The organism is Streptomyces sp. HPF1205 (assembly GCF_020400825.1).
Lineage (GTDB): Bacteria > Actinomycetota > Actinomycetes > Streptomycetales > Streptomycetaceae > Actinacidiphila.
In genome coordinates this window covers 279,393-305,154 of record NZ_JAINVH010000002.1, presented here as the reverse complement: position 1 = coordinate 305,154, position 25,762 = coordinate 279,393, and the positions used below count along the sequence as shown (strand labels likewise).

General features: G+C 72.8%; 24 protein-coding genes and 1 pseudogene. 10 read left to right on the top strand and 15 right to left on the bottom strand.

The features are described from left to right. Positions 1-220: 220 nt before the first annotated feature. The 4 genes from K7G61_RS03610 (at position 221) to K7G61_RS03595 (ending at position 4,183) form a co-directional block, all read left to right on the top strand. A complete protein-coding gene (locus tag K7G61_RS03610) occupies positions 221-919 on the top strand; it encodes a helix-turn-helix transcriptional regulator (protein WP_225845193.1) in 699 nt (232 codons plus the stop codon). Between the two features lie 133 nt (positions 920-1,052). Then, positions 1,053-1,217 carry a 50S ribosomal protein L33 gene (gene rpmG, locus K7G61_RS03605; RefSeq protein ID WP_225845087.1) on the top strand — a complete coding sequence of 55 codons (165 nt, stop codon included), beginning with the start codon at positions 1,053-1,055 and terminating at the stop codon, positions 1,215-1,217. Positions 1,218-1,222: 5 nt separating this feature from the next. Continuing rightward, positions 1,223-1,483, top strand: a complete 261-nt coding sequence (locus tag K7G61_RS03600) for a type B 50S ribosomal protein L31 (protein ID WP_225845086.1) — start codon at positions 1,223-1,225, stop codon at positions 1,481-1,483. Positions 1,484-1,738: 255 nt separating this feature from the next. Beyond that, entirely contained in the window at positions 1,739-4,183 is a 2,445-nt protein-coding gene (locus K7G61_RS03595; RefSeq protein WP_225845085.1) for a glycosyltransferase family 39 protein, read from the top strand. A gap of 91 nt (positions 4,184-4,274) precedes the next feature. On the opposite strand, the gene K7G61_RS03590 is transcribed toward K7G61_RS03595, so the two are convergent. Further along, complete coding sequence (locus K7G61_RS03590) at positions 4,275-4,736, bottom strand: PPOX class F420-dependent oxidoreductase (protein WP_225845084.1); 462 nt, start codon at positions 4,734-4,736, stop codon at positions 4,275-4,277. Between the two features lie 172 nt (positions 4,737-4,908). Between K7G61_RS03590 and K7G61_RS03585 the strand changes: the two genes are divergently transcribed. Next, positions 4,909-5,805, top strand: coding sequence for an arginase family protein (locus K7G61_RS03585; RefSeq protein ID WP_225845083.1), 897 nt, complete (start codon positions 4,909-4,911; stop codon positions 5,803-5,805). On the opposite strand, the gene K7G61_RS03580 is transcribed toward K7G61_RS03585, so the two are convergent. Next, a complete protein-coding gene (locus tag K7G61_RS03580) occupies positions 5,792-6,034 on the bottom strand; it encodes a hypothetical protein (RefSeq protein ID WP_225845082.1) in 243 nt (80 codons plus the stop codon). The two genes, K7G61_RS03585 and K7G61_RS03580, sit on opposite strands and share 14 nt — an antisense overlap. 218 nt (positions 6,035-6,252) lie before the next feature. Between K7G61_RS03580 and K7G61_RS03575 the strand changes: the two genes are divergently transcribed. Beyond that, complete coding sequence (locus K7G61_RS03575; RefSeq protein ID WP_225845081.1) at positions 6,253-7,794, top strand: glycoside hydrolase family 43 protein; 1,542 nt, start codon at positions 6,253-6,255, stop codon at positions 7,792-7,794. A gap of 74 nt (positions 7,795-7,868) precedes the next feature. Here K7G61_RS03575 and K7G61_RS03570 read toward each other — a convergent pair whose 3' ends face one another. Together K7G61_RS03570 and K7G61_RS03565 are read right to left on the bottom strand one after the other, a co-directional pair. Beyond that, the gene (locus K7G61_RS03570; protein WP_225845080.1) at positions 7,869-8,069 is read right to left on the bottom strand and encodes a DUF397 domain-containing protein; all 201 of its coding nucleotides are present in this window, start codon (positions 8,067-8,069) and stop codon (positions 7,869-7,871) included. A gap of 172 nt (positions 8,070-8,241) precedes the next feature. Continuing rightward, on the bottom strand, positions 8,242-8,919 hold the full coding sequence (locus tag K7G61_RS03565) for an XRE family transcriptional regulator (RefSeq protein WP_308190584.1): 678 nt from the start codon (positions 8,917-8,919) through the stop codon (positions 8,242-8,244). A gap of 449 nt (positions 8,920-9,368) precedes the next feature. On the opposite strand from K7G61_RS03565, the gene K7G61_RS03560 reads away from it, so the two are divergent. Continuing rightward, positions 9,369-9,737, top strand: coding sequence for an ATP-binding protein (locus K7G61_RS03560; protein ID WP_225845192.1), 369 nt, complete (start codon positions 9,369-9,371; stop codon positions 9,735-9,737). A gap of 138 nt (positions 9,738-9,875) precedes the next feature. Here K7G61_RS03560 and K7G61_RS03555 read toward each other — a convergent pair whose 3' ends face one another. The 3 genes from K7G61_RS03555 to K7G61_RS03545 all read right to left on the bottom strand — a co-directional run bounded on the left by K7G61_RS03555 (position 9,876) and on the right by K7G61_RS03545 (position 13,530). Then, a complete protein-coding gene (locus K7G61_RS03555) occupies positions 9,876-12,059 on the bottom strand; it encodes an Ig-like domain-containing protein (protein WP_225845078.1) in 2,184 nt (727 codons plus the stop codon). Positions 12,060-12,665: 606 nt separating this feature from the next. Continuing rightward, positions 12,666-12,854: a hypothetical protein gene (locus K7G61_RS03550; RefSeq protein WP_225845077.1), complete on the bottom strand. Its 189-nt coding sequence runs from the start codon at positions 12,852-12,854 to the stop codon at positions 12,666-12,668. A 91-nt stretch (positions 12,855-12,945) separates the two neighbouring features. Then, entirely contained in the window at positions 12,946-13,530 is a 585-nt protein-coding gene (locus K7G61_RS03545) for a transcriptional regulator (RefSeq protein WP_225845076.1), read from the bottom strand. Between the two features lie 130 nt (positions 13,531-13,660). On the opposite strand from K7G61_RS03545, the pseudogene K7G61_RS03540 reads away from it, so the two are divergent. Next, positions 13,661-13,837: pseudogene (locus K7G61_RS03540) on the top strand (type II toxin-antitoxin system VapC family toxin); the annotation flags it as partial. An 11-nt stretch (positions 13,838-13,848) separates the two neighbouring features. On the opposite strand, the gene K7G61_RS03535 reads toward K7G61_RS03540, so the two are convergent. From K7G61_RS03535 to pdhA, 5 genes are all read right to left on the bottom strand, one after another. Continuing rightward, a complete protein-coding gene (locus tag K7G61_RS03535) occupies positions 13,849-14,043 on the bottom strand; it encodes a hypothetical protein (RefSeq protein WP_225845074.1) in 195 nt (64 codons plus the stop codon). Positions 14,044-14,197: 154 nt separating this feature from the next. After that, positions 14,198-15,070 (bottom strand): LLM class F420-dependent oxidoreductase, encoded by an 873-nt coding sequence (locus K7G61_RS03530; protein WP_225845073.1) that lies wholly within the window; start codon positions 15,068-15,070, stop codon positions 14,198-14,200. A gap of 145 nt (positions 15,071-15,215) precedes the next feature. Then, positions 15,216-16,763, bottom strand: coding sequence for a dihydrolipoamide acetyltransferase family protein (locus K7G61_RS03525; RefSeq protein ID WP_225845191.1), 1,548 nt, complete (start codon positions 16,761-16,763; stop codon positions 15,216-15,218). A 19-nt stretch (positions 16,764-16,782) separates the two neighbouring features. Beyond that, positions 16,783-17,760 carry an alpha-ketoacid dehydrogenase subunit beta gene (locus tag K7G61_RS03520; RefSeq protein ID WP_225845072.1) on the bottom strand — a complete coding sequence of 326 codons (978 nt, stop codon included), beginning with the start codon at positions 17,758-17,760 and terminating at the stop codon, positions 16,783-16,785. Position 17,761: 1 nt separating this feature from the next. Next, a complete protein-coding gene (gene pdhA, locus K7G61_RS03515; protein ID WP_225845071.1) occupies positions 17,762-18,970 on the bottom strand; it encodes a pyruvate dehydrogenase (acetyl-transferring) E1 component subunit alpha in 1,209 nt (402 codons plus the stop codon). Positions 18,971-19,630: 660 nt separating this feature from the next. Here pdhA and K7G61_RS03510 point away from each other — a divergent pair. Then, on the top strand, positions 19,631-20,602 hold the full coding sequence (locus tag K7G61_RS03510; RefSeq protein WP_225845190.1) for a phosphotransferase: 972 nt from the start codon (positions 19,631-19,633) through the stop codon (positions 20,600-20,602). A gap of 312 nt (positions 20,603-20,914) precedes the next feature. On the opposite strand, the gene K7G61_RS03505 is transcribed toward K7G61_RS03510, so the two are convergent. Next, complete coding sequence (locus K7G61_RS03505; RefSeq protein ID WP_225845070.1) at positions 20,915-22,525, bottom strand: protein kinase; 1,611 nt, start codon at positions 22,523-22,525, stop codon at positions 20,915-20,917. Positions 22,526-22,821: 296 nt separating this feature from the next. Here K7G61_RS03505 and K7G61_RS03500 point away from each other — a divergent pair, with 296 nt between their 5' ends. Then, positions 22,822-24,516, top strand: coding sequence for a protein kinase (locus K7G61_RS03500; protein ID WP_225845069.1), 1,695 nt, complete (start codon positions 22,822-22,824; stop codon positions 24,514-24,516). A gap of 81 nt (positions 24,517-24,597) precedes the next feature. Here the strand turns inward: K7G61_RS03500 and K7G61_RS03495 are convergent, their stop codons facing one another. Together K7G61_RS03495 and K7G61_RS03490 are read right to left on the bottom strand one after the other, a co-directional pair. Continuing rightward, positions 24,598-25,191, bottom strand: a complete 594-nt coding sequence (locus tag K7G61_RS03495; protein WP_225845068.1) for a bacterial proteasome activator family protein — start codon at positions 25,189-25,191, stop codon at positions 24,598-24,600. A 97-nt stretch (positions 25,192-25,288) separates the two neighbouring features. Then, the gene (locus K7G61_RS03490) at positions 25,289-25,729 is read right to left on the bottom strand and encodes a hypothetical protein (protein ID WP_225845208.1); all 441 of its coding nucleotides are present in this window, start codon (positions 25,727-25,729) and stop codon (positions 25,289-25,291) included. Positions 25,730-25,762 lie beyond the last annotated feature (33 nt).

Below are 25,762 nucleotides of genomic sequence, written 5' to 3'. Positions count from 1 at the left end.
GGCCCCGCCCCGGCCGCCCTCGCCGTCCGGGCATCGTTCGGCCCGGGCCGAAACGTCCGTGGGCGACGATGGTGGCATGACCCGGCACACCCCGAACCCATCGGACACCCCGGACCACGCCGACACCTCGGACGCCCCGGACGTCCCCCGCACGGCGACGCGCACTGCGGGCCCGGCCTCGAACACCCCGGGCGGGGCGCGCGTGAACCCCGCGGAGCGGATGGCCGAACTGGCGGCGCTGCTCGCCGAGGGCACCCGCGCCGCCGTGTGCCTGGCCCTGCTCGACGGGCGGGCCTGGACCGGCGGCGAACTGGCCCGGCACTGCGGGGTCGCGCCCTCCACGATGAGCGAGCACATGAAGCGGCTGGTGGACGGCGGGCTGCTCGCGCGCGAGCGCCAGGGCCGGCACACCTACGTGCGGTTCGCCGACCCCGAGGTGGCCCGGCTGGTGGAGGACCTGGCCGGCAGGGCGGCCGGCCCCGCCGCCGTGACATCCCGGGCGGGCGGTCTTCGCGCGCACAGCGCGGGCCGCGCGATGGCCCGCGGCCGCACCTGCTACGACCACCTGGCCGGCCGCCTCGGCGTCGCCCTCACCGACGCCATGACCGACCGGGACCTGCTGCGCCAGGACACCGGCTTCGCCCTCACCGAGGAGGGCGTGGCCTGGCTCACCGGTCTCGGCGCCGACCTGCGCCTCCCGTCCTCCCGCCGCCCCCTGGCCCGCCCGTGCCTGGACTGGACCGAACGCCGCCCCCACCTCGCGGGCACCGCCGGCGCGGAACTGTGCCGCCTGGTCCTCGCCCGCCGCTGGGCCACCCGTGTCGGCACCGGCCGCGCGGTCAGGGTCACTCCCCTCGGCGTCCGCGAACTGCGAGCCGCCCTGGGCATCGAGGCGTCCGCCCTCGCCCTGGACCCCTGACGGACGGACGGGCGGGCGGGCGGGCGGGCCGGCGGGCGGCCAACGCGGCCTGCAAGCGAGGCGCGCCCGCCCGTGTGATCCGCGCCACCCCACACTCGGAAATGAAAACCGCTCCCGTATTGCTGAGGGGTACATGGCACGCAACGACCTCCGTCCCATCATCAAGCTCCGGTCCACCGCGGGCACGGGCTACACCTACGTGACCCGCAAGAGCCGCCGGAACGACCCGGATCGTCTTACTCTGCGTAAGTACGACCCGCAGGCAGGGCGGCACGTAGAGTTCCGAGAGGAGCGCTGAGCGTCATGAAGCCTGGCATCCACCCCGAGTACCAACCCGTCGTCTACCGGGACCGGGCGGGCGACTTCGCCTTCCTGACCCGTTCGACGGCCACCAGCGACAAGACCATCGAGTGGGAGGACGGGAACACCTACCCCGTCATCGACGTGGAGATCTCCTCCGCCAGCCACCCGTTCTACACCGGCAACCAGCGCGTGCTGGACACGGCGGGCCGCGTCGAGCGGTTCCAGCGCCGGTACGGGACCGGAAAGCGGAACACCAAGTGACCCACCCGCGGGCGGGGGGGGGGCGGGGCGGGGCCCCCGTCCCCCCCCCCCCCCCCCTTCCCCCCCCCTTCCCCCCCCCCCCCCCCCCCACCCCCCCCCCCCCCCCCCCCCCCCCCCCCCCCCCCCCCCCCCCCCCGCCCCCCCCCCCGCCGCCCCCGCCCCCCCCCCCCCCCCCCCCGGGAAAGCCCCCCCCCCCCCCCCCCGCCGCGCGCCCCCCGCCCCGCCCCCCCCCGACCCAAGGGCCCCCCGAGGCCGGTGCGGGGCGCCCCGCCGGACGGCGGCCCCACGGCGGGCCCGCCGCAGGAGCGGCCGGCCGGCTCCTCCGTGGTCCCGGCCGCGGGCGCCCTGCCGGTGCCCGCGCCAGCGTCCGCGCCCGCCACCGGCGTGGCACCCGGGGGCCCGGCCGCCGTCCCCGACTTCTCCCGTCCGGTGTCGCCCGAGCCCGCGTCCGAGTCGGCGGCCGACGGCGGCTCGTACACCGGTACCGCCGGCCCGGTCCACCGCCTGTGGCGCGGCCGGACCGACGACCCGGCGTGGGCGCGGCCGGCCCTGCTCGCCCTGCTCCTGGGCACCCTCGTGCTCTACGTCTGGAACCTCAGCTCCTCCGGCTACGCCAACTCCTTCTACTCCGCGGCCGTCCAGGCGGGCAGCGAGAGCTGGAAGGCGTTCTTCTTCGGCTCCTCCGACGCGGCGAACTCCATCACCGTGGACAAGCCCCCGGCCGCGCTGTGGCCGATGGCCCTGTCCGTCCGGCTCTTCGGCCTCGGCTCCTGGCAGATCCTGCTGCCGGAGGCGCTGATGGGCGTGGCCACGGTGGGCGTGCTGTACGCGGCCGTACGGCGCCGGTTCGGCGCGGGCGCCGGCCTGCTGGCGGGCGCGGTGCTCGCCCTGACCCCGGTCGCCGCCCTGATGTTCCGCTTCAACAACCCCGACGCGCTGCTGGCCCTGCTCATGGTGGTGGCCGTCCACCTCGTGCTGCGCGCGCTGGAGGACGCCAGGGCCAAGTGGCTGGTGCTCGCGGGCGTCACCTTCGGCTTCGCCTTCCTGACCAAGACCCTCCAGGCGTGGCTGATCCTGCCGCCCCTCGCGCTCGTGTACGCCGTGTGCGCGCCCGCCCGGCTGCCCCGCCGCCTGCTCCACCTGCTTTACGCGGGCGGCGCCATGCTGCTGGCCGGCGGCTGGTGGGTGGCGATCGTCGAACTGTGGCCCGCGTCCTCCCGCCCGTACATCGGCGGCTCGCAGGACAACAGCTTCCTGTCGCTGACGTTCGGCTACAACGGCTTCGGCCGGATCACCGGCAACGAGACCGGCAGCGTCGGCGGAGGCGGCCCGCGCGGCGGCGGAGGCGGGGGCGGCATGTGGGGCAGGACCGGCATCACCCGGCTGTTCGACGCCGACATGGGCGGTCAGATCGCGTGGCTGCTGCCGGCCGCGTTCGTCCTGCTGCTCGCCGGACTGTGGATCACCCGCCGGGCGGCGCGTACGGACACCGCGCGCGCCGCGTTCCTGGTGTGGGGCGGCGCCCTGCTGATGACCTTCGCGACCTTCAGCTTCATGTCCGGGATCTTCCACCAGTACTACAACATCGCCCTCGCCCCCTACATCGCCGCGCTCGTCGCCATGGGTGCGAGCCTGCTGTGGCGGCGGCGCGGCCACATAGCGGCGGCCGCGGTCCTCGCGGCCACCGTCCTGGGCACGGCCGTCTGGTCGTACCAACTGCTCGACCGCTCCTCGTCCTGGCACCCATGGCTGCGGGTCGCCGTCGTGGCGGCGGGCGTCGCCGCCGCTGCCGGCTTCCTGGCGGGCGCCCTGCCCGGCCTGTCGTCCGCGGGCCCCGCCTCGGCGGGCCGCGTCGGCGCGAGGCTCGGCGTCGTCTCGGCCGGCGTGGGTCTGGCCGCGGTGCTCGGCGGGCCCGTCGGCTACACCCTGGACACGGTCGGCACGGGCCACCACGGCTCGATCGTGACGGCCGGTCCGGCCGTCGCGGGCGGCGGTTTCGGCGGGGGCGGCGGCCCGCGCGGCGGCTTCGGCGGCCGCGGCGGCACCCCGCCGACCGGTACCCGCGGCCAGGGCGGCTTCCCGAACTTCCCCGGCGGCCCCAATGGCCCCGGCGGCCAGGGGCAGAACGGCTTCCCCGGGTTCCCGGGCGGCGGCACGGGCCGGAACGGCCAGGGCGGCAGTCAGGGAAGCGGGCAGAACGGCGGGCGGAACAGCAGCCAGAACGGCCACGCCGGCACCGGTGGCCGCGGCACTTTCCGGCCCGGCGCGGGAGGAGGCGGCGGCATGGGCGGTCTGCTGGACGGCGCCCAGGTGAGCTCGGCGCTGAAGGCCGCGCTGCTCGCCGACGCGGACAAGTACACCTGGGTCGCGGCGGCCGTCGGCTCCCAGAACCAGGCCGGCTACCAGCTCGCCACCCGCAAGCCCGTCATGTCCGTCGGCGGCTTCAACGGCAGCGATCCCTCGCCGACCCTGGCGCGGTTCAAGCAGTACGTGGCGGACGGCCGCATCCACTACTTCATCGGCGGTGGAGGCGGCGGCTTCGGCGGGGGCTTCGGCGGCGGCATGAACCAGATGGGCGGCTCCAACGCCTCCTCGCAGATCGCCTCCTGGGTCGCGTCGACCTTCACCGCCAGGACCATCGGCGGCACGACGGTCTACGACCTGACCGCCCCGAAGGCGGCGGCCTCGGCGTCGAGCTGACGCGGCGAAGGCGCCGCCGCCGCTCGACGGGCCGGCCCGTCCCCGCCGACCGCGGGGGAGGGCCGGCCCGCGGCCACGCCGGTACGTACGGCTACGCCAGCCGCGCCGGGAACCCGCCGGTCGCCACCGGCCCCCACCGCTCGGGCGTGACGCGGATCAGCGACTTGCCCTGGCTGACCATCGCCTCGCGATACTCGGCCCAGTCGGGGTGCTCGCCGGAGATGTTGCGGAAGTACTCCACGAGGGGCTCCACGGCCTCGGGCACGTCGAGGACTTCGGCGGAGCCGTCGACCTGCACCCACGGGCCGTTCCACTCGTCCGACAGGACGATGACGCTCACCCGGGGGTCGCGGCGGGCGTTGCGGGTCTTCGCCCGCTCCGGGTACGTGGAGACCACGATGCGCCCGGAGTCGTCCACCCCGCACGTCAGGGGCGAGCCCTGCGGCGATCCGTCCTCCCGCCGGGTCAGCAGGATCGCCCGGTGCCGGGGCCGTACGAAATCCAGCAGTTCGTCGAGGGTGACCTTCGTGTTCGTCGCGATGTTCCTGGCCATGCCACGCACCTTACGTCGCCCCGCGCTTCCCATGGCGGCAGGCAGGGGGGAGAGCGGCCCGGTTGCTCGCGGTGGCCGCCGTCGGCCTGAGCGCGGCGAGCGGAGGCCGGCTCCGTGTCCGGCCCCGTGATCCCCCTGGACGGCGGGCGTCCGGTGAGGCAAGAATCGCGGGATGCGCCGCCTTGTCGTGATCGACGCCCCGTCCAACCTGGGCCTGAGGCCACCGGCCGAGGGCACCGTGCCCGGCTGCTACAAGCTGGCCGGGGCGCTGCGGGAGCAGGGGCTGCTGCGGCGGCTCGGGGCGGACGAGGGCGGGGTCGTCGTGCCGCCGCGTTACGACCGGGGCGGCTGGCGGAAGGGCGACGGCGTGTTCAACGCCGCGGCCCTCGCCGCGTACACGCGCAGACTCGCGGACCGCGTCGAGCGCCACGTGCGCGCCGGGGACTTCCCGGTCGTCCTGGGCGGGGACTGCTCGATCCAGCTCGGCGCCTCGCTCGCCCTGCGCCGGATCGGCCGCTACGGCCTCGCCGTGATCGACGGGTCCGCCGACTTCCGGCACCCGGGGAACTCCGCGTACGTGGGCGCCGCGGGCGGCGAGGAACTGGCCCTCGGCACCGGCCGCGGCCAGGCCGACCTGACCGACCTGGAGGGCCTGCGGCCGTACCTGAGGGACGAGGACGTGCGGGTCATGGGCATCCGCGACTACGACGAGCAGCGCGCCGAACTCACCGGGCTGAAGATCATGAACGCCACGGTGGGCGAGATCCGGGAGCAGGGCCCCGCGAGCCTGGGCGCCGAGGTCGCCGCGAGCCTGGAGACCCCCGAACTCGACGGTTTCTGGGTGCACCTGGACGCGGACGTCCTCGACCCGACCGTCATGCCCGCCGTCGACAGCCCCGACCCCGGCGGCCTCCTCCCCGACGAACTCGCCCCGCTGCTGCGCGCGTTGCTCCGCTCCGACGCCTGCGTCGGCTTCAACCTCACCATCTACGACCCCGACCTCGACCCCGAGGCCACCGGCGCATCTCTTCTCGCCGACCTGGTCGAATCGGCCCTCACCGGGGCCTGACGGCACCCCGCGCCTCCGCCGGCCCGAAGATCCGGGAGCGCGCCTCTGCCAACTCCTCCGCGGAGAAGGCCCCGTGCTCCTCCTGATAGCGCAGCAGATCGGCGCCGATCAGCTCGTGCCGCCTCTGACGCGCCTCGGCCGGATGACCCGAGGTGAAGTTGTCGGGTTCGCCCGGTTCGGCTACCCGCTCGGTCGGCAACGTGGCCATTGTCCGTGTCGTGTCCGCCATGGCTCGACCGTACGCGGTGCCGCCGGGTTCGCCCGGCATCGGCACCCCCTGAGCCCACGCGCTTTCGGAGCGCCGCGCCCCCGCCGGGTCCCCCGGTTCCCGCAGGTGAGGGCGGGTCGGGCGGGCTCCGGGGGCGTTGACGAATTCCGGGGGCGGCCATAGGGTCGACGACTGCATTCGAAAAGATTGTCGAAACTTTCGGGAAGCGGAGCCGCCCCGTGCACAGCTACGACAACCCCGTGATCAGCGGGTTCCACCCCGACCCCAGCGTGTGCCGGGTCGGCGACGACTACTACCTGGTCTGCTCCAGCTTCGAGTACGTCCCCGGCATTCCGATCTTCCACAGCAAGGACCTGGTCCACTGGCGGCAGATCGGCAACGTGCTCGACCGCCCGGAACAGCTCCCGCTGCCCCTGCCCGGCACCATGGCCTCCCGCGGCCTGTACGCGCCCACGATCCGCCACCACGACGGCCGCTTCTGGATGATCAACACCAACGTCAGCAGCGGCGGCAACTACATCGTGACCGCCGAGCGGCCCGAGGGCCCCTGGTCGGACCCGGTGTGGCTCGACCTGTCCGGCATCGACCCGGACCTGGCGTGGGAGGAGGACGGCACCTGCTGGTGCGCCTTCTCCGGGCCCGCGGGCGGCATCAACATCGCGCGGATCGACCCGGTCAAGGGCGAGGTGCTGGAGGGGCCCGTCCCCACCTGGTCCGGCACCGGCCTGAAGTACCCCGAGGCCCCGCACCTGTACCGGATCGGTGACTGGTGGTACCTGCTGATCGCCGAGGGCGGCACCGAGCGCGGCCACAGCGTGTCCATCGCCCGCGCCCGCTCGCCGCGCGGGCCGTGGGAGGGCGCTCCCGCCAATCCCGTGCTGTCCCACAGCGGCACCGAGCGGACCATCCAGAGCACCGGCCACGCCGACCTGGTCACGGCGCCCGACGGCACCTGGTGGATGGTGCTGCTCGGCACCCGGCCCCGCGGCTACACCCCCAACTTCCAGGTGCTGGGCCGCGAAACGTTCCTCACGCCCGTGGAATGGGACGAGGACGGCTGGCCCGTCGTGGCGCCCGTGGCCGAGCGCGGCCCCGCACCCGGCGGCGCCTGGCACCCCTTCGAGCCGCGGCCGGCCCGTGACGACTTCGACGCGCCCGCGCTCGCGCCGCACTGGATCTCCCCCTACGCCCGCCCCGCCGCGTCTTGGTCCCTGACCGCGCGCCCGGGCTGGCTCACCCTCACGGCGACCGGGCCGACCCTGGACCGCCCGGGCCACACGTTCGTCGGCCACCGCCAGCAGCACCACGACTGCCGCGTGACGGCCCGGCTCGACCCGGGCGCGGGGCGGGGCGGCCTGAGCGTGCGGATGGACGAGGCCCACCACTACGACCTGGAGGTCGGCGACGGGGAGGTCGGCGTCGTCGCGCGCATCGGACCGCTGCACCAGACCGTGGCCCGCCGCCCGGTGCCGCCCGGCCCCCTCACCCTGGCGGTGACCATCCGCACCACCGACATCACGTCCCCGTCCCCGGAGTTCGCCGGCGTCGAGCCCACCGGCCCCGACACCCTCGCCTTCTGGCTCGGCGACCCCGACGCCCCGGACGCGCAGCCCCTCGCCGAACTGGAGGGACGGTACCTGTCCACCGAGGTCGCCACCGGCTTCACCGGCCGCGTCATCGGCATGTACGCGACCGAGGGCACGGTCGCGTTCGACTGGTTCGCCTACGAGTCCCCCTCCGACCCGGCGCCTTCCGCCTGACCCTCCGGGGCACCGGCCCCCGGCGTGCACACCGGCTCGCGCCGGGGCGGTACGCGCGCCGGGGCACAGGGGCGCTACATCCGGTCGAACCGCCCCGCCGTCACCTGAGCGGCGAAGGCCCGCCAGGCTTCCGGCGTGAAGGTCAATATCGGACCCTGCGGGTCCTTGGAATCGCGTATCGCGACGGTGCCGGGCACGTTGCGGGCGACCTCGACGCACTCGCCGTGCTGGTCGCCACTGCTGTGGCTCGACTTTCTGAATATGAAACGGTCCACCGTGGCCTACATCTCGTCGCGGATACGCTCGATGAGCTGGGTCGAGTCATGCTGGTCGAGCCCGAGGCGGATAACGCGGTCGAACACCGCCCGCGCCAGGCGGGACGGACCGAACCTGACGATAAGGCGCCCATGTGCCGGGTTCGGGGCGCCTTCGTGGATCCGGGTACCACTACTGCGGAACCTGACCCTTTGCCGTTTCAACGGGGATGCCCCGCGACCACAGCTCTTCGGCATGCTCCGTGAAGCGGTCGAACATGCCTCCGTCACCGGACTTGCGTAGATGCAGAAGAGGGGAGTCGTGACCGGCCAGGCGGGCGAGATGCGGGGTCACGAATGCCTCACCATCGAAGCGGAACACCGATAGTGAGACATGATTCGCCGCGTCATCCGGCGCTGAGTAACGTGCCTCCAGATGCTCATGCGTCCCCACTTTGGCCAGGTTCTCAAGCGTGATGCGGATACGTGTCGACACATTCAGCGCGACGTCCTCGATCCGCTCACGGTTGCGGGTGACTTCGCAGTCCGGATCACCCAGGAGAAAGCGGACCCGACACCCGGCCGTTATTTTTTCGCGCAGAGTCGCCACGAAGCGTGGCTGCTCAAGCCATAGAAAGTAATTGGTGTATCCAGCGAAAAGAAGATCGTCACCCGCTTTGGTGATGGCCTCGCCCCAGATCGAAGAAGGGCACGCCGACCGGTAAGGGTACGAGTAGACGATCTCCCGGTCGGTGCCTACCTTGATGCGGTTCTTGACCGCTTGGGGCCACAGCATGTCTTGGTCAACTCCCAGTGCGGAGGAAGCGTCTTCCCGATTCCTGGCGTGCGGGATCAGCTCTGCGTCAGCCACCCACCGTTCCACGGTCTTGCCAGTAACTCCTACCCTGACCGCAAGCTGCCGCGGTGACATGTTCGCAGCCTCCATAGCAGAGCGTAACGCAGTATTCAAGGCTCCTCCATGGGACGTTTAGGCGTTCTCCACACTAGCGCCCGTTCGTCCCAGGCGTCTTCAACCTTGGCCCCAAATGACCCTCAAGGGGCCACAGCATGGCGAGTCGACAGACGCATGCGCCGTGCTAGCGGCGCTGAGACACCCGAATCCCCGGCAGCCGCGCCCGTACGCATCGCCACAGGCGAAGACCCCGGCGACCGTGCTAGCGGCCCCGGGGCGCGGCCAACGCTTATGGGAGCGCTGACATGCAGGAGCTTAAGCCACCTGTTCGGATTGACGGGGGCAGCACGACAACGCCGGGCACTCGGCACGCGATCAGCGGGCAAGGCCCGTCCGCCGTGGAAAAGATGTGGCCACCCGCTCCCCAATCGGTAGGGCGGGCCCGCAAGTTCCTCGTTCGTCATCTCGACGCCTGGGAACTGCCGCAACTCGCCGACAGCGCCGAACTCATTCTGTCGGAACTGGTCACCAACGCGTTGGCCCACGCCCACCCGCCGTACGGGAACCTGATCGCGACGCGCCTGCAACGGCTGGATCACGGGGTGCGCATCGAGGTGCACGACGCCAACGGCAGCAAGCCGGAGTTGCGCCGCGATCCTGACCCGGACGCCGTATCAGGACGCGGTCTCGCCCTGGTGGACACACTGACCGAAGGGCATTGGGGAGTCAGCGACCGGGAAGGCCCCGGAAAAGTGGTCTGGGCCGTCGTGCGGTAGGAAACCCGCGAAGTCCGATACGAGCCGCATATGAGCGGCAAGGCAATGGGCGGGACGGCGGGGCGGGAACGCGGGGTCCCGCCCCGGGGCTCTGGGCCGCGGGGCGGGACGGGGTGTCGGCGTGACGGTGGTGCCACGTCACGGGATGGGCGGGAAGAGGACCGAGGTCAGACTCGCCGAGACCGACGACGGGTTGTAGCAGGTCGAGCCCGCGAAGGACGCGGTGTAGGTGCGGGCGGTCACCGCGGTCGGCGGAACCGTGACCTGGGGCGGGGCGAGAGTCGCCACGCCGGAGGCGTCGGTCACGGCCGAGCCGAGGGCGATCGGGCCGGTCAGCGCGTTGGCGCGGAAGGTGACCGTCTGGCCGGCGACGGGGGCGCCACTGGTGGTCTTGAGCGTGGCGCTCATGGCGGGGATGACGAAGGTGCCGTTGACGCGCACCCGGATCTGCTCGGGGGGCGCGGTGAGCACGGTGTTGACCGGAACGATCGTCACCGATGCCGTGCTGGTCACGCCGGTGAAGCAGCTGTCGCCGCGGTAGTTCGCGGTGATCGTGCCGGAGGTGTCGAAGGTGGCGTCCAGGCAGGCCTGCCCGTTCACCAGGTCGACCTGCTGGTTCAGCCCGTCGGGACCGGTGAACGTCACCGGACCCGTGGGCGTCCCGGAACCCGGCTGCACCGCCGTCACCGTCGCGCACAGCCTGACCGACTGGCCGCACACCGTCTGGTTGGGGTTCACCGTCAGGGTCATCGCCGACGACGCCGGGTTCACCGTCACCCTCGCCGAACCGGATCCGCGGGTGAAGCACCTGTCACCGCCGTAATCGGCGTTGACCGTGCCGGAGGAGTGGAAGGCGGTGTCCAGGCAGGCCTTTCCGTTCACCAGGTCGACCTGCTGGTTGAGCCCGTCGGGACCGGTGAACGTCACCGAACCCGTGGGCGTCCCCGAACCCGGCGACGCCGCCGTCACCGTCGCGCACACCATGACCGACTCACCGCACACCGACGGGCTCGGGTCCACGGTCACGGCCACCGACGGGGTCGCCTGGTTGACGGTCGCCCGCGCCGTACCCGAACCGTTCAGGAAGCAGCCGTCACCGCTATATGCGGCGTTGACGGTACCCGATTCCAGCGAGCTCGTCGTGAGGCAGGCCTTTCCGCTGACCAGGTTGACCTGCTGGTTGAGTCCGCCCGGGCCGGTGAAGGTCACCGAACCCGTGGGCGTCCCCGAACCCGGCGTCCCAGCCGTCACCGTCGCGCACACCATGACCGGCTGACCGCACACCGACGGACTCGGGTCGAGTGTCACCGCGGTGCGGGAAGGCGCCTTGTTCACGACCTGGGTGTACAGGTTGGAACTGGAGCCGGTGAAGTGGAAGTCGCCCTGGTAGCTGGCGATGACGTCGTGGCTGCCCACCCCCAAGGTCACGACGACCTGGGCCTTCCCGGTGCCGTCGAGGTTCGCCGTCAGTGAGGGGCCGTCGGCGCTGATGAGGAAGACGACCTGCCCGGTGGGTGTGCCGGTGGCCGGAGCCACCGGGCTGACCTGGGCGGTGAGGGTCACCGGCTGGCCGCACACCGACGGGTTCACGTCGCTGGACAGCGTTGTCGTGGTCATCCCGGCCGGCGCGAACGCCGTCGACCACTCGTACGTCGCGAACGTGCCGTCGGCGAGGTCGACCGGCCAGGCGATACCGATGCCGTTGTCGACGTACTCGTTGCACCGGCAGGTGTTCGGGAAGGGCTGCTGCTGCCCGATGACCCTCCAGATCTCGAAGTACTCGCCCTCCATGTACGTGTTGCCGGGGGTACGCGGCAGCAGCGCCTCGATGCGGCCGCCGGTGCCGGGGGTGGTGCTGGCGGCCGGCGAGGTCCCGGACACCCGCCCGTAGTTGTAGTCGGAGTCCGCTAGGTACGAGTCGCCCGCGCTGTAGACGAACCCGGTCTGCCTGGTGCCCGAGTTGTTCAGGACCGAGAGCGAGGTGTCGTAGTACTCGTTGCCGACCACGTAGCGGTCCGTCTGGATCAGCGTCACGCCGGCGCCGGCACTGACGATGGTCACGATCGTGAACGGGCTCGCGGCGGTGCCGGAACCGCTCGGCCCCGACTGGCCGAGGGGGGTGAAGGCCGTGCGGGGAGCGGCGGAGTCGCCGGCCGGTACGTACGCCGGCCCGTAGAGGGTTCCGTTGACGGCGAGGAACGTGCCGCTCGCCGTGTTCGCGAACCACTCGCCGACGGCGTCGCCCACGTGGTTGATGGCGTTGTTGAGGTCGGGGGTGACCTCGATGCGGGTGAGGGGTCCGGCAGAGGTGATGACTGCCATGATGTGCTCCTGGTGCGCTCCTGGAAAGTCGTGTGCCTGTTCGTCTTCCGAAAGAAAGGCGAGGGCAGCGGATGTGGGATCACCGCCGCATATTCGAAGCGGTGGTTCCGATTCCACGGAAGCCGACTACGTGTCCGCGCGTAAGGCGCGAACAATCAGGGGCCGCAGCACAGGAGGTGAATATTCTTATCGCATATAGCGTCGATGTGACACCGTGCACAACCACGCTGGCAGGTGGGGTGGCTGGGGTGCCTGTGGCACATGTCAGCCAGTGCGCGGGGAGCCACGGGTTGAGCTCGATGAGAATACCGGAAGCACGGGAATTGATGATCCAGGATCTTTCCCGGGCTCCGGAAGAGAATGAGCGAATGCATCCGCGTGAGGCGACAGGGGCGTTACCATCAGCCGTTCCCGCCCCCGCCGGCGGCCCGGCCGGGACGCGGGAATCCCGAACGCGGAAAACAGAGAGCGCGGAAAACGGGGAAGCGGAGGAACGGGGAAGCGGAGATGCGCGAGCGGCAAGGGGGCGCGGACGGAATTCGCACACAGGCACGCCGTCACCCTCGCGCGGGTGTGAGCCAGTGGGACCGGTGCCCGGGACGGGCCTTACGGGAGCGCCGGGACCGGTTTGGGCGCGGCGGCCAGGCGCAGGCCGACCTCGACGAGGGTCCAGCCGAGGCGGGTACGCAGGTCCCGGGGGTGCCGGGCCGCGGCGGCGAGGCGGTGGGCGTCGGCTTCGGCGCGGAGGTCGGCGGTGCGGGCGTGGTGCAGGGCGAGGGCGGTGTCGGGGTGCATCGGGGTTTTCCTCTCAGTGCGTGGGTGGGCGTGCGGTCGATGGCCGGCCCCCGAACGGGGCCGGGAGCCTGGAGCCGGGGAGTGGCCGCGGTCAGTCCGCGGCGAGCGGGAATGCGTGCGTGTGGATGCGTACCCGCGCCGCCTCGGGGTCGTCCTCGGAGGCGGCCCGGTCGCGGTAGGAATCGATGAGCGCGTGCATCTTCTCGACGAGTTCGCGGGTGGCGTCGGGCGTCAGACGGAGCGTCGAACTGCTCATGTCCCAGGCGCCCTGCCACTCCCGCGACCACGACTGGCGGTTGCCGATCCAGGTCGACAGCTCCCGCGTCTGGGCGGTCGCGACCTCGTGGATGTAGGTGTCGGCGGCCCCGCGTACTTCCGGGCTGGCGTCCGTGAGCAGGGCGTCGTCGAAGACCAGGCCCTGGGCGACCGCCCGCCACCAGCGCTCCCGTCCCTTGCCCTGCTCGGGAGCGTCCTCGATGAAGCCGTGGGCGGCGAGCTGGCGCAGGTGGTAGCTGGTGGCCCCGCTCGACTCGCCCAGCCGCTCGGCGAGCTGGGACGCGGTGGCCGGCCCCCCGAAGCGCAGGGCGTCCAGCAGCCGCATGCGCAGCGGGTGGGCGAGCCCGCGCAGGGAGCGGGCGTCGAGTGTGCGGACCTGCGGGTCCTTGCGTTCCTCCATGCCTCCAAAGATAGCGTTGCAAAGAAACCCTTGCAAGCCTTTCTTTGCATGGACTTCTTTGCATCGGCCGAGGGGCTACGAACAGGGGTGAGCGCCGACCTCTTCCCGACCCCGAGGGGCCGCCAGGTGCCAGTTCCCGTCCTTGCCGATCACCGCCGGTCACGGCGTAAGGGCCGGCAGGCTTCCGCAGCACCACCGGGACCCCTTCGACCGTTTGCTCGTCGCCCAGGCGCAGACGGAGGGGATGACCCTCATCAGCCGTGACAAGCGGATAGCGCACTACGAGATCGACGTCATGCAGGTGTGAGCCCGCGGTCGCTACGGCCGCAGGGTCGAGACCAGGTCGGCCGTCGAGGCCAGGGTGGAGCGGATGGTGGGGGCCAGGCTGGTGGAGGCCAGGCAGAAGCCCAGCAGGACGCAGAGGACCGCGTGGCTCGGCTTGAGCGCGTGGTTGCGCATGAGCATCACGGCCAGCAGGACCAGGAGCAGGACGACGGAGACGGAGACGACCATGCGGTCGATGGCAGCACAGTCAGGGCGGGAAGTGGGGGAACCTCGCACAGAGGGATGAACCGGAACTTTGTGCGCCGGAGTACCCGGCGGCTCCGGGGTTCCCCGGGGTGGTGCCCGGCGGCTCCCGCGTCCCCGTCGTTCCCGGCGGTCCGCGCTAGAACAGCAGCTCCGCCAGGCGCCGCCACTCCGCCCGGGGGAACGGTTCGGCCGCGGAGCTGATCACCTGGAGCGCCACGTGGTCCGCGCCGGCCGCGCGGAAGGCGCCGATCCGGTCGCGGAGCCGCTCGTCCGGGCCCCAGGCCACGACCGCGTCGACCAGGCGGTCGCTGCCGCCGTCGGCGAAGTCCTCGTCGGTGAAGCCGAGGCGGCGGAGACTGGCGAGGTAGTTGGGCAGGCGCAAGTAGGCGGCCAGGGCGGCGCGGGCGAGGGTGCGGGCGCGGGCGGGGTCGGCGGACAGGACGACCTTCACCTCGGGGGCGAGCAGGGCGTCGGCACCGAGGATGCCCCTGGCGTCGGCGGTGTGCTCGGGGGTGACCAGGTACGGGTGCGCGCCCGCCGCCCGCTCGCGGGACAGGGCCAGCATGCGCGGGCCGAGCGCGGCCAGGACACGGCGCACGGGCGACTGCCCGGCGGCGTCCAGGGCGTCGAGGTAGGAGACCATCGCCGAGTACGGGCGGCGGTACCGCTCGGCCAGTCCGGCGTGGCTGACGCCCAGGCCCAGCAGGAAGCGGCCCGGGTGCGCGGACTCCAGGGCGGCGCATTCGGCGGCCACGGTCTCGGCCCCGTAATTCCAGATGCTCAGGATGCCGGTCGCCACCGTCAGCCCGGAGGTGGCCCGCAGGAGCGGCACCGCGTGCTGGACGCCGGGGCTGGAGCCGAGCCACACCGCGCGGAAGCCCAGCTCCTCCAGCTCCGCCGCCGCGGCCGGGATCTGCGCGCGCACCGCCGGTTCCTCCGAACGCAGGTGGCGGCTCCAGATCCCGTACCGTCCCACCGCGTCCTTCAGCGCTCCGTTCCCGCCTGCCACGGCACGCACCTCCGGTCGGCTCGTAGCGATTCCCCCTTTCCCGGCCAAAGTATCAAAGATCGGGAAAGAGGAAGGACCCGGACTTCTGTACATTCTGTACGTCCGGGTCCTCCGCGGACCGGTCCTGTGGCGGCCCACTGAGCGGCTACGCCCAGGTCATCAGCCGCTTCGGCTGCTCCAGTACGGCCGCCACGTCCGCCAGCACCTTGGAACCGAGCTCGCCGTCGACCAGGCGGTGGTCGAAGGACAGCGCCAGCGTGGTGACGTGCCGCGGCTTCACCTTGCCCTTGTGGACCCACGGCTGCTGCTTGATCGCGCCGAAGGCGAGGATCGCGGACTCGCCGGGGTTCAGGATGGGCGTGCCGGTGTCGATGCCGAAGACGCCGACGTTGGTGATGGTGACGGTGCCGCCCTGCATCGCGGCCGGCGAGGTGCGGCCCTCGCGCGCCGTGGCGACCAGCTCACCGATGGCGGCGGCCAGTTCGGGCAGCGTCTTGTCCTGCGCGTCCTTGATGTTCGGGACGATCAGGCCCCTGGGGGTGGCCGCGGCGATGCCCAGGTTGACGTACGACTTCCGCACGATCTCCTGGTTGGCCTCGTCCCAGGCCGCGTTGACGTCCGGGTTGCGCCTGACCGCCACCAGCAGCGCCTTGGCGACCAGCAGCAGGGGGCCGACCCGCAGCCCCGCGAAGGCCGGATCCTCCTTCAGCTCCTGGACCAGCTTCATGGTCCGGGTGATGTCGAAGGTCACGAACTCCGTGACGTGCGGCGCCGTGAAGGCACTCGACACCATTGCCGCGGCCGTGGCCTTCCGTACGCCCTTGATGGGGGTACGGGTCTCCCGGGCCGCCGTCTCCCGCACGGGCCCGGCCGCGGGCTCCTCCCGCTCGGGCGCGGCGGCCGGCGCGGTGGCCGGAGCGGTCGCGGGCCCGACGGCGGGCGGCAGGGTGGCCGGCGGCGCCGCGGCGGCCCGGACGTCCTCCCGCGTCACCACACCGCCAGGTCCTGTGGGGACGACGGCGGCCAGGTCGATGCCCAGGTCCTTGGCCAGCTTGCGCACCGGCGGCTTGGCCAGCGGACGCTCGCCGGCGGGTCGCGGAACGGAGGGCGCGGCGGGCGAGGCGGGCGCGGCGGGCGCGGACGGCGCCTGGGGTGCGGCGGGCGCGGCTGCGGGTACGGACGGCGCGGGCGGCGCCGCGTGCCCGTTGAGCCCGTCCCCGGGCCGCGGCACGCCGCCGCCCGGCTGCTTGCGCGGCCGCCGCGTCGTGGTCGAGGGCGCGACCCCGTACCCCACCAGCACGGCCTGCCGCTTGGTCTCCGGCCCCGGCTCCGCTGCGGGCGGCTCGGCGGCGGGGCCCGCGGACGGGCCCGCCGCGGCCTGGGCGGCCGGTTCCCCGCCGTCGCCCGCGTCCGGCCCGGCGCCGTCCGCGCCGGCGTCCACCACGATGATCGGGGTCCCCACGTCGACCGTGGCCCCTTCCTCGAAGCGGATCTCGCTGACCACCCCGTCGTACGGGATCGGCAGTTCCACGGCCGCCTTGGCCGTCTCCACCTCGCAGATCACCTGGCCGTCGGTGACCGTGTCGCCCACGGCCACGTACCACTTGAGGATCTCCGCCTCGGTCAGCCCCTCGCCGACGTCGGGCATCTTGAACTCGCGGAAGCGCTGCCGCTGCGGCTGCTGTGCCGTCATGATCGTCACAACCCTCTCCTCAGAACGCCAGCGCGCGGTCGACGGCGTCGAGCACCCGGTCCAGGCCCGGCAGGTACTCCTCCTCCAGGCGGGCCGGCGGGTAGGGCGCGTGGAAACCGCCCACGCGCAGCACCGGCGCCTCCAGGTGGTAGAAGCTGCGCTCCGTGATCCGCGCGGCGATCTCCGCCCCCGCGCCGTAGAACACCGGGGCCTCGTGCACGACCACCAGCCGCCCGGTCCGCTCCACCGACGCCTGGACGGTGTCGAAGTCGATCGGCGACAGCGAGCGCAGGTCGAGCACCTCCAGGCTGCGGCCCTCGTGCTCCGCCGCCGCGGCGGCCTCCAGGCACACCTTGACCATCGGGCCGTAGGCCGCGAGCGTCACGTCGGTGCCGGGCCGCGCCACGACCGCCTTGTGCAGGTCGCCGGGGACGGCCGCGACGTCGACCTCGCCCTTGTCCCAGTACCGCCGCTTGGGCTCGAAGAAGATCACCGGGTCGTCGCACTCGATGGCCTGCCGCAGCATCCAGTAGGCGTCGTCGGCGTTCGACGGCGTGACGATCTTCAGGCCGGCGACGTGCGCGAACAGCGCCTCCGGGGACTCGCTGTGGTGCTCCACCGCGCCGATGCCGCCGCCGTAGGGGATGCGGATGACGACCGGCAGCTTGACCTTGCCCAGCGCGCGGGCGTGCATCTTGGCGAGCTGCGTGACGATCTGGTCGTAGGCGGGGAAGACGAAACCGTCGAACTGGATCTCCGCCACCGGCCGGTAGCCGCGCAGCGCGAGGCCGATCGCCGTGCCGATGATGCCGGACTCGGCGAGCGGGGTGTCGATCACCCGGCTCTCCCCGAAGTCCTTCTGCAGGCCGTCGGTGATGCGGAAGACGCCGCCGAGCTTGCCCACGTCCTCGCCCATGACGACCACCTTCGGGTCGCTCTCCAGGGCCTTGCGCAGCGATTCGTTCAGCGCCTTCGCGAGAGACATCTTCTGGCTCATGTCAGTGCCCCGTTCCGGCGTGGGTGCCTGCGGTGTGCGTGCCGTGCGCGGAGTGCCCGCCGTCCTCGAAGGAGTCCAGGTACGCGGCGAACGCGGCGCGCTCCTCGTCGACGAGCGCGTGCCCGTCGGCGTACGCGTGCTCGAAGATCGCCATGGGGTCCGGGTTCGGCATGTTCCGCACACCCTCTCGTACGCGCTTGGCCAGAGCGTCGCTTTCCCGCTCGACCTCGGCGTAGAACCCCTCGTCGGCCAGGCCCTCCCGCTCCAGGTACGTCTTCAGGCGGGCGATCGGGTCCTTGGACGCCCACTCCTCGCGCTCGTCGTCGCTGCGGTAGCGGGTCGGGTCGTCGGTCGTGGTGTGCGCGCCCATCCGGTACGTGAACGCCTCGACCAGCATGGGGCCCTGGCCGCTGCGGGCGTGGTCCAGGGCGGCGCGGGTGACGGCCAGGACGGCCAGGACGTCGTTGCCGTCGACGCGGACGCCGGGGAAGCCGAAGCCGGCCGCGCGCTGGTAGATCGGGACCCGCGACTGCCGCTCGGTGGGCTCGGAGATCGCCCACTGGTTGTTCTGGCAGAAGAACACCACCGGCGCGTTGTAGACGGCCGCGAAGGTGAACGCCTCGGCCACGTCGCCCTGGCTGGAGGCGCCGTCGCCGAAGTAGGCCAGCACCGCGCTGTCGGCGCCGTCCATGGCCACGCCCATCGCGTAGCCGGTGGCGTGCAGCGTCTGGGAGCCGATGACGATCGTGTACAGGTGGAAGTTGTTCTCGTTCGGGTCCCACCCACCGTTGTTGACCCCGCGGAACATGCCCAGCAGGTTCAGCGGGTCCACGTCCCGCGTCCAGGCGACGCCGTGCTCGCGGTACGTCGGGAAGACGTAGTCGTCGGGGCGGGTGGCCCGGCCCGAACCGATCTGGGCGGCCTCCTGGCCCAGCAGCGACGCCCACAGGCCGAGTTCGCCCTGGCGCTGCAAGGTGATCGCCTCGCCGTCGAAACGGCGGGTCAGCACCATGTCCCGGTACAGGCCGCGCAGCTCTTCCGGCGTCAGGTCGATGGAGTACTCGCTGTGCCCGACGCGCTCGCCCTCCGGGGTCAGCAGCTGCACGAGCTCGGGCTCGTCCCCGCTGCGGCGCTTCGTGCCGCCGCCGCGGGTCGTGCGCCCGCGGCCCTTGGCGGGCGGGCCCCCTGCGGCAGTGCTCTTCACGCTCACGTTCGCTCCTCCGTCTGTCCGGCCCCCGGGATCCGCCGGGCGACCAGTGCGGCTCACCTGTCCGACGTAGCGCACGGGGTATGTGCGGCATGGCCGAGCCAGGCGTGACATAGCCCCGGTACATGGCCTGCAGTCAGACGTTACCCATAACGGAACACCTCCGCGTAGGCGGAGCGCATAGTTTCTGACCTGCGGTTTTGTTTGGATTTCCTAGTAAGTTCGCGCCTGGGCGGCATCAGCGCAGGCCATCGCCGGGACAATCGCACCGTATCCCGGATGGGGAATGTGCGTAAGGGGCGCGAGGATCACGAGACGGCCGCGTCCTTTCGGGCGTGGCGCCCGCGCGGCGCCGGGGCGGTCCCCGCGGTGGCGCCGGGGCGGTCCCTGGGTGGTCCCGGTGTGGTCCCTGTCTGGCGCACCCCGGCCGTCCGCGGCCCGTCCGTGCCCCACCCGCGCCCACCCGCGCCCACCCGATGTACCTCCGCGGCCCCCTTGCACCGCCGTTCCCGGGGGTGGCGCGGGGAGGCGAATCGGGGGCGGAAGGGTGCGGGGGAGCTCTCACGGCCGGTCGGGCCCATCATGTGATCTACGCTGAAACCCGTGACGGGCACCGCGACGAAGCCCCCGGTGCCGACCGCGCTCCTGCTCCGCTACGAGGCCATGGGTTCCCCGCTGACCTGCGAACCCGTCCCGCTGGGACTGCTCAATCAGGGGTGGCGGCTCACCACCACCCGGGGGCGGTTCTTCCTCAAGCAGTACCTCGCCCCGGACACCGCCGCCCCCCGGACCATCGTCCGCCAGCACCGCGCCACCCAGGCCCTGGCGCGGCTCGGCGTCCCGGCCGCCGCGCCGCTGCCGGACGCCCGCGGACGCACGGTCACGGTGTCCGGCGGATACGGTTACGCCCTCTTCCCGTGGATCGACGGCCGCCACCGCGAGGGAACCGACCTCAGCGAGGCGCAGTCCGGCCGGCTCGGCACGCTGCTCGGCACGGTGCACACCGCGCTGGCGCGCGTGCAGCCGCCCCCGTACGCCGTGCGCCACCCGAGCGCGCACCCGTCGCGCACGTACGACCGCATCGCGCGGCTGCTCGCGCTCGTGCGCCGGCACCGGCCCTACGACGCCCTGGACGCCGCCTTCGACGCGCTGGCCGAGCACCGGCTGCTCGAACGCCGGGCGCTGCTGCGGCAGTACGCCCACCACCGCCCGCCGGACGCCGTCGGCGCGGTCAACGGCTGGGTGCACGGCGACTTCCACCCGCTGAACCTGCTCTACCGAGGCGACGAGCCCGCCGCGATCGTCGACTGGGACCGGCTCGGGGTGCGCCCCCGCGCCGAGGAGGCGGTCCGGGCCGCCGCGATCTTCTTCGTCCACCCCGTGGACGGCCGCCTCGCCCTGCCGAAGGTACGTGCCTACGCCCGCGCCTACCGCCGCGCCGCCGCCGCGTCCCCCGCGGAGATGGCCGCCGCCGTCCACCGCGTGTGGTGGGAGCGCCTCAACGACTTCTGGATGCTCGACTGGCGCTACGAACGGCTCGACCGGCGCTCCGACCCCCTCTTCCCTGCCGCCTCCGCCCTCGCCGTGTGGTGGACGCGCGAGTACGGGGCGGTGCTGGACGCCTTTACGGAGTAGGGCGCCGGAGCCGGGCTCCTCCGTATGTGCGGGCACTTCCGGCTTGGGCTGGTCACGGCCACCCGCCGTAAGGGGTGCGGTCCGTTGCCGGGGGCGCGCGATCGTCCACGTCCGGTCCGCGGCCACCCGCCGTAAAGGGTGCGGGCCGTTGCCGGGTGCCCGCGCTCCTTGGGTTGCTCGCGCAGTTCCCCGCGCCCCTATGGCGCGGCCGGCCGCGCATCAGGCGCCCCGCGGCCACCCGCCGTAAAGGGTGCGGGCCGTTGCCGGGGGCCGCACCACTTGCCGCGTGCCTTTCGGGGCGCCCTTCGTGCGTCAGCCGTTCGTGCCGCTTGTGCCGCCGGTGGAGCCGCCGTTCTTGCTGCCGCCGGTGCTGCCGCCGCTGGTGGCGCCGGTGACGGTGCCGACGCTGGGGGTGCCGGCGGGGGACGAGGGACTCGCGGGCGGCGTCGTGGTCTCGGTCGGCGTCGGCGCGGTGGTCGTCGGTGTCGTCGGAGGCGTCGTGGTGGGTGTCGGGGGCGTGGTGGTGGGCGTGGCCGTCGTGGGCTTGGTGGTCCACTTGGTCGGCGGAGCCTGGTTGCCGGAGGTGTCCGGGGCCGTGCTGGCCTCGCCGGTGTCGGTCGGCTGGTCGCTGGGGGTCCCGCTGGACTGCCCGCTGTCGTGGGTGGCCGAGGGCGGACGGGTGTCGGCGGGATTGTTGCCACTGCCGTGGTGACGGGTGGCCAGGAACACGCCGAGGGCGATCGCCATGACCGCGGCGACCGTGAACAGGACGGGCTTGATCCAGCGGTTGCCGGGAGGCCGGTGGTCGGCACCGTACCCCTCGCCGTACCCACCGCCGTCCGCGGCGCCGGCCGGGATGCGGGACGTGGCCATGGTGCTGCCCATGGCGCCCGCCGCCGCCCCCGCCGCCGCGGGCGCGACACGCGTGCCCGGTCCCGTACCGCCGGGAGCGCCCGCGTGCGGCATGACCGAGGTCACCGCGCCGGTGTCCCACATGCCGCCGGTCCAGCCGCCCTGCTGGGTGAGCGCCTGGTAGGCGTAGCCGACGACGGCGCCCATCTCCTCGGCCGTCTGGAAACGGTCGTCGGGGTCCTTGGCCAGGGCCCGCATGACCAGGCCGTCCAGCTCGGGCGGCACCCGGCCGCTGACGGCCGACGGGAGCTGCGGTTCGTCCTGGACGTGCTGGTAGACCACCGACAGCGGCGTCTCGCCGACGAAGGGCGGGCGCAGCGTGAGCAGTTCGTAGAGCATGCAGCCGGTCGCGTACAGGTCGCTGCGGTGGTCGACGGTCTTGCCGAGCGCCTGCTCGGGCGACAGGTACTGCGGCGTGCCCATCACCATGCCGGTCTGCGTCATCGTGGTGGACGCCCCGTGCAGCGCGCGGGCGATGCCGAAGTCCATGACCTTGACCGCGCCGGTCGTGGTGATGATCGCGTTGGCGGGCTTGATGTCGCGGTGGACGATGCCGTGCTGGTGGCTGTAGGCGAGCGCCTCCAGCACGCCGGAGACGATCAGCAGCGCCTGGTCGACCGGCGGCGGGGTGGGGCCGGTCAGCAGGTCCTTGATGGTGTGGCCCTCGACCAGCTCCATCACGATGTAGGGGACGGTCCCGCTGGGCGTGCGGTCCTCGCCGGAGTCGTACACCGCGACGACCGCGTGGTGGTTCAGACCCGCCACGGACTGCGCCTCGCGCGTGAACCGGGCCTTGGAGACCGGGTCCTCCGCCAGGTCGCCGCGCAGCAGCTTGACGGCGACGACGCGGCCGAGCCGCACGTCCTCGGCGGCGTACACGTCGGCCATGCCGCCCCTGCCGAGCTTGCGGGCCAGCCGGTAGCGGCCCTCACCGACCAGGGAGCCGACGCGCCACTCGCCGGAGCTCTCCGACGCTCCGGTGCCGGTGGTCGTCTCGTTGGGATCGGCCATCAGTCCTCGCCGTCGTTCGTCCCCGTACGCGGTGCACGGGGGGGTGAGAGGGGGCTGCGCACGCCAGGGTGCCGTGCTTCGGTCCCGGCCACCGTACCGCTTTTCGGGTTACCGCCGTCCCCGGCAGGGAAGTCGGGCGGCCGGACGCGGGGGGGTCAGCGCATTGTGCGCGGACGATGCGTTTCAGGTGACGAGATGGTCAACGAACTTGACGTGCTCGCGCGATCAGCCAGACTTGGCGGGCAGGCTAGGGGCCGCGCAGGCCCCTGTTTTCGTTGACGGGGGTAGCGGTACTGATGAGCGGGGACGCCACGCAGGGCGGGTACACGGGACGCTCGGTCGGCGGCGGGCGCTACGTCCTGCGCGACCTGCTCGGCCAGGGCGGCATGGCCTCCGTGCACCTGGCACATGACAAGGTGCTCGACCGTCCCGTCGCCGTCAAGACCCTGCACACCAACCTCGGCAGCGAGCAGTCCTTCCGCGAGCGGTTCCGCCGCGAGGCCCAGTCCGTGGCCAAACTCAACCACACCAACATCGTCTCCGTCTTCGACTCCGGCGAGGACGAGATCGAGGGCCGGCTCGTCCCGTACATCGTCATGGAGTACGTCGAGGGCAAGCCGCTCGGCGACGTCCTGGCCGCGGACATCGCGCAGTACGGGGCGATGCCCGCCGACAAGGCGCTGAAGATCACAGGCGACGTGCTGGCGGCGCTCGCGGTCAGCCACGAGATGGGCCTGGTGCACCGGGACATCAAGCCGGGCAACGTGATGGTCACCAAGCGCGGCGTCGTCAAGGTCATGGACTTCGGCATCGCGCGCGCCATGCAGTCCGGCGTCACCTCCATGACCCAGACCGGCATGGTGGTCGGCACCCCGCAGTACCTCTCGCCCGAGCAGGCGCTGGGGCGGGGCGTGGACGAGCGGTCCGACCTGTACTCGGTCGGCTGCATGCTGTTCGAACTCCTCACCGGCCGGCTGCCGTTCGACGCGGACTCGCCGCTGGCGATGGCGTACCAGCACGTCCAGGAGACCCCGCCTGCCCCGTCCCGGTTCAACCGCGCGCTCGGGCCGGCCGTGGACGCGCTGGTCGCGCGGGCGCTGCGCAAGAACCCCGCCGAGCGGTTCCCGACCGCCGACGCCATGCACGACGAGGCCGACCGGGTGCTGGCCGCGACCGCGCGCGGCACCATGCCGGTGATCTCCGACCCGGGGGCGGTCACCAGCCGCGGCGAGGGCGTCGCCGCCTCGGTCTTCCCGCCCGTGCAGGGCCAGGTGCGGACCCCGCCGCCGCAGATCCAGACGCCGTACGCGCCCTCGACGCCCGGCCCCTACGCCCCCGGCACCCCGCCGCCGCCGTCCTACGGCTACCCCCAGCAGGGCGCCGCCCCGACGCCGCCGCCGACCCCCGCGTACAACGTCGCGCGGACACCGGTGCCGCCGGTGCCCTCGGTGGGCGTGCCACCGCGGCGCCCGTCCGGCCCCTCCGGCGGCGGTGGCCGCTCCAACACCGGGCTGATCGTGGGCGCCATCGCCGCGGTCGCGGCTGTCGCCGTCATCGTGGTGATCGCCGTCGCCGCGACCCGGGGCAAGCACTCCGGCGACAACGCGGGCGGCGGCGGCCACTCCACCGCGCCCGTGAGCCCGACGACGACCGCCACCGCGACCGCCCAGCCGCCCAGCGCACCCAATGTCGTCATGGGCGACGAGAGCCGCACCATCGACCCGTCGAAGTGCACCGAGGCGCACAACGAGCTGATCAACCCGGGCAAGCCGGACGAGATGACGATGCCGGACTTCAGCCACCTCGCCAGCGACTCGGTCATCGCCTGCATGAACGCCGCTCACTGGAAGTACAAGACGGTGCGGGTGAACGAGCAGATGTGGGGCAAGGGCGCGGTGATCAACCAGAGCCCGAAGTACCTGGACAACTACGACCCGAAGACCTCCCCGCCGATCACCATCTGGGTGTCCACGGGCAAGGCGTCGTCCTGACCGGGCGGGGTTCTCCCTGATACGAAGCCGCCGGCCGCCCTCGGGGGCGGCCGGCGGTTCGGCGTCGAGGGGGTCGCGGGGTCAGAGGTACGGGCCCGAGCGCGCGCCCGGGCGGCCGGGCTGCTCCTCGTCGCCCCCGAGGGCGCCGGGCGGAAGGGCGCGGCGCATCTGCTCCAGTTGGGCGCGGGCCGCCATCTGCTGGGCGAACAGCGCCGTCTGGATGCCGTGGAAGAGCCCTTCGAGCCAGCCCACGAGCTGGGCCTGGGCGATCCGCAACTCGGCCTCGCTCGGCACGTTCTCCTCGGTGAACGGCAGCGAAAGCCGCTCCAGCTCCTCCACCAGCTCCGGCGCCAGGCCGGCCTCCAGCTCCTTGACGGAACTGGCGTGGATCTCCTTCAGCCGCACCCGGCTGGCCTCGTCGAGAGGCGCCGCCCGCACTTCCTCCAGGAGCTGCTTGATCATGCTCCCGATGCGCATGACCTTCGCCGGCTGCTCGACCATCTCCGTCACGGGGATCTCGCGGGGCTCCTCGCCCTCGCCCCCGGTTCCGCCGGCTCCCCCGCCGAGGGCCATCCCGTCCGGGCCGACCACCAGCACCTGCGGATTCTGCGAGGACTGCAGGTCCTGCGGGTTGTGCGGGTCCTCCGGCGACCGTTCGTTCATCGGCATCTCCATACGGCCCATTGTCCCGCACCCGCCCCCGGACCCCGAGCGGCGGGTCGACTCCGCGTACGCACCCGTACATACGGTCATACGGTCGCACGAGAGGACGTCACGGCCGCCGCATCCGTATCGCCAGGAACCCCAGCCCCAGGCCCAGCAGTGCCATCCCGGCCCCGAGCGGCAGAACCCGCAGCGCCCCGCGCGGCCCGTACCCGCCGTCGGAGTCACCGCCCTGATCCACTCCCTGGCCCCGCCCCTGCCCCTCCCCCTGCCCACGCCCCACGTCCTGGCCCTGTCCTCCGCCCGCGACCGGTCCGGACGGCGAGGCTCCCGGCGCACTCGCGACGGCTCCGTCGTCCTCGTCCGGCAGGAGGGAGGGGGCGCGGCCGCCGCGGCCGAACCGGTGGACGAGCTCGTACCCGTCGGGGCCCGGGCCGGTCGGGCGCGACCTCGGGTCCTGCCGGTCGGTCCTGCCCAGGCGCGGCGGCACGTACGGGACGGGGCCGGGCGGCGGCGGGTGGAGCGGGCCGCCCTCGGTGGGCGCCGGCACGGGCTTCTCGGGTATCCCGGGCTTCCCGGGCTT

Excerpts from the sequence above, each read along its gene's own strand:
- K7G61_RS03610 (WP_225845193.1), top strand. The coding sequence starts at position 221 with ATGGCCGAACTGGCGGCGCTGCTCGCCGAGGGCACCCGCGCCGCCGTG.
- rpmG (WP_225845087.1), top strand. The coding sequence starts at position 1,053 with ATGGCACGCAACGACCTCCGTCCCATCATCAAGCTCCGGTCCACCGCG.
- K7G61_RS03600 (WP_225845086.1), top strand. The coding sequence starts at position 1,223 with ATGAAGCCTGGCATCCACCCCGAGTACCAACCCGTCGTCTACCGGGAC.
- K7G61_RS03590 (WP_225845084.1), bottom strand. The coding sequence starts at position 4,736 with ATGGCCAGGAACATCGCGACGAACACGAAGGTCACCCTCGACGAACTG.
- K7G61_RS03585 (WP_225845083.1), top strand. The coding sequence starts at position 4,909 with ATGCGCCGCCTTGTCGTGATCGACGCCCCGTCCAACCTGGGCCTGAGG.
- K7G61_RS03580 (WP_225845082.1), bottom strand. The coding sequence starts at position 6,034 with ATGGCGGACACGACACGGACAATGGCCACGTTGCCGACCGAGCGGGTA.
- K7G61_RS03560 (WP_225845192.1), top strand. The coding sequence starts at position 9,369 with ATGTGGCCACCCGCTCCCCAATCGGTAGGGCGGGCCCGCAAGTTCCTC.
- K7G61_RS03555 (WP_225845078.1), bottom strand. The coding sequence starts at position 12,059 with ATGGCAGTCATCACCTCTGCCGGACCCCTCACCCGCATCGAGGTCACC.
- K7G61_RS03550 (WP_225845077.1), bottom strand. The coding sequence starts at position 12,854 with ATGCACCCCGACACCGCCCTCGCCCTGCACCACGCCCGCACCGCCGAC.
- K7G61_RS03545 (WP_225845076.1), bottom strand. The coding sequence starts at position 13,530 with ATGGAGGAACGCAAGGACCCGCAGGTCCGCACACTCGACGCCCGCTCC.
- K7G61_RS03535 (WP_225845074.1), bottom strand. The coding sequence starts at position 14,043 with ATGGTCGTCTCCGTCTCCGTCGTCCTGCTCCTGGTCCTGCTGGCCGTG.
- K7G61_RS03525 (WP_225845191.1), bottom strand. The coding sequence starts at position 16,763 with ATGACGGCACAGCAGCCGCAGCGGCAGCGCTTCCGCGAGTTCAAGATG.
- K7G61_RS03520 (WP_225845072.1), bottom strand. The coding sequence starts at position 17,760 with ATGAGCCAGAAGATGTCTCTCGCGAAGGCGCTGAACGAATCGCTGCGC.
- K7G61_RS03510 (WP_225845190.1), top strand. The coding sequence starts at position 19,631 with ATGGGTTCCCCGCTGACCTGCGAACCCGTCCCGCTGGGACTGCTCAAT.
- K7G61_RS03505 (WP_225845070.1), bottom strand. The coding sequence starts at position 22,525 with ATGGCCGATCCCAACGAGACGACCACCGGCACCGGAGCGTCGGAGAGC.
- K7G61_RS03500 (WP_225845069.1), top strand. The coding sequence starts at position 22,822 with ATGAGCGGGGACGCCACGCAGGGCGGGTACACGGGACGCTCGGTCGGC.
- K7G61_RS03495 (WP_225845068.1), bottom strand. The coding sequence starts at position 25,191 with ATGGAGATGCCGATGAACGAACGGTCGCCGGAGGACCCGCACAACCCG.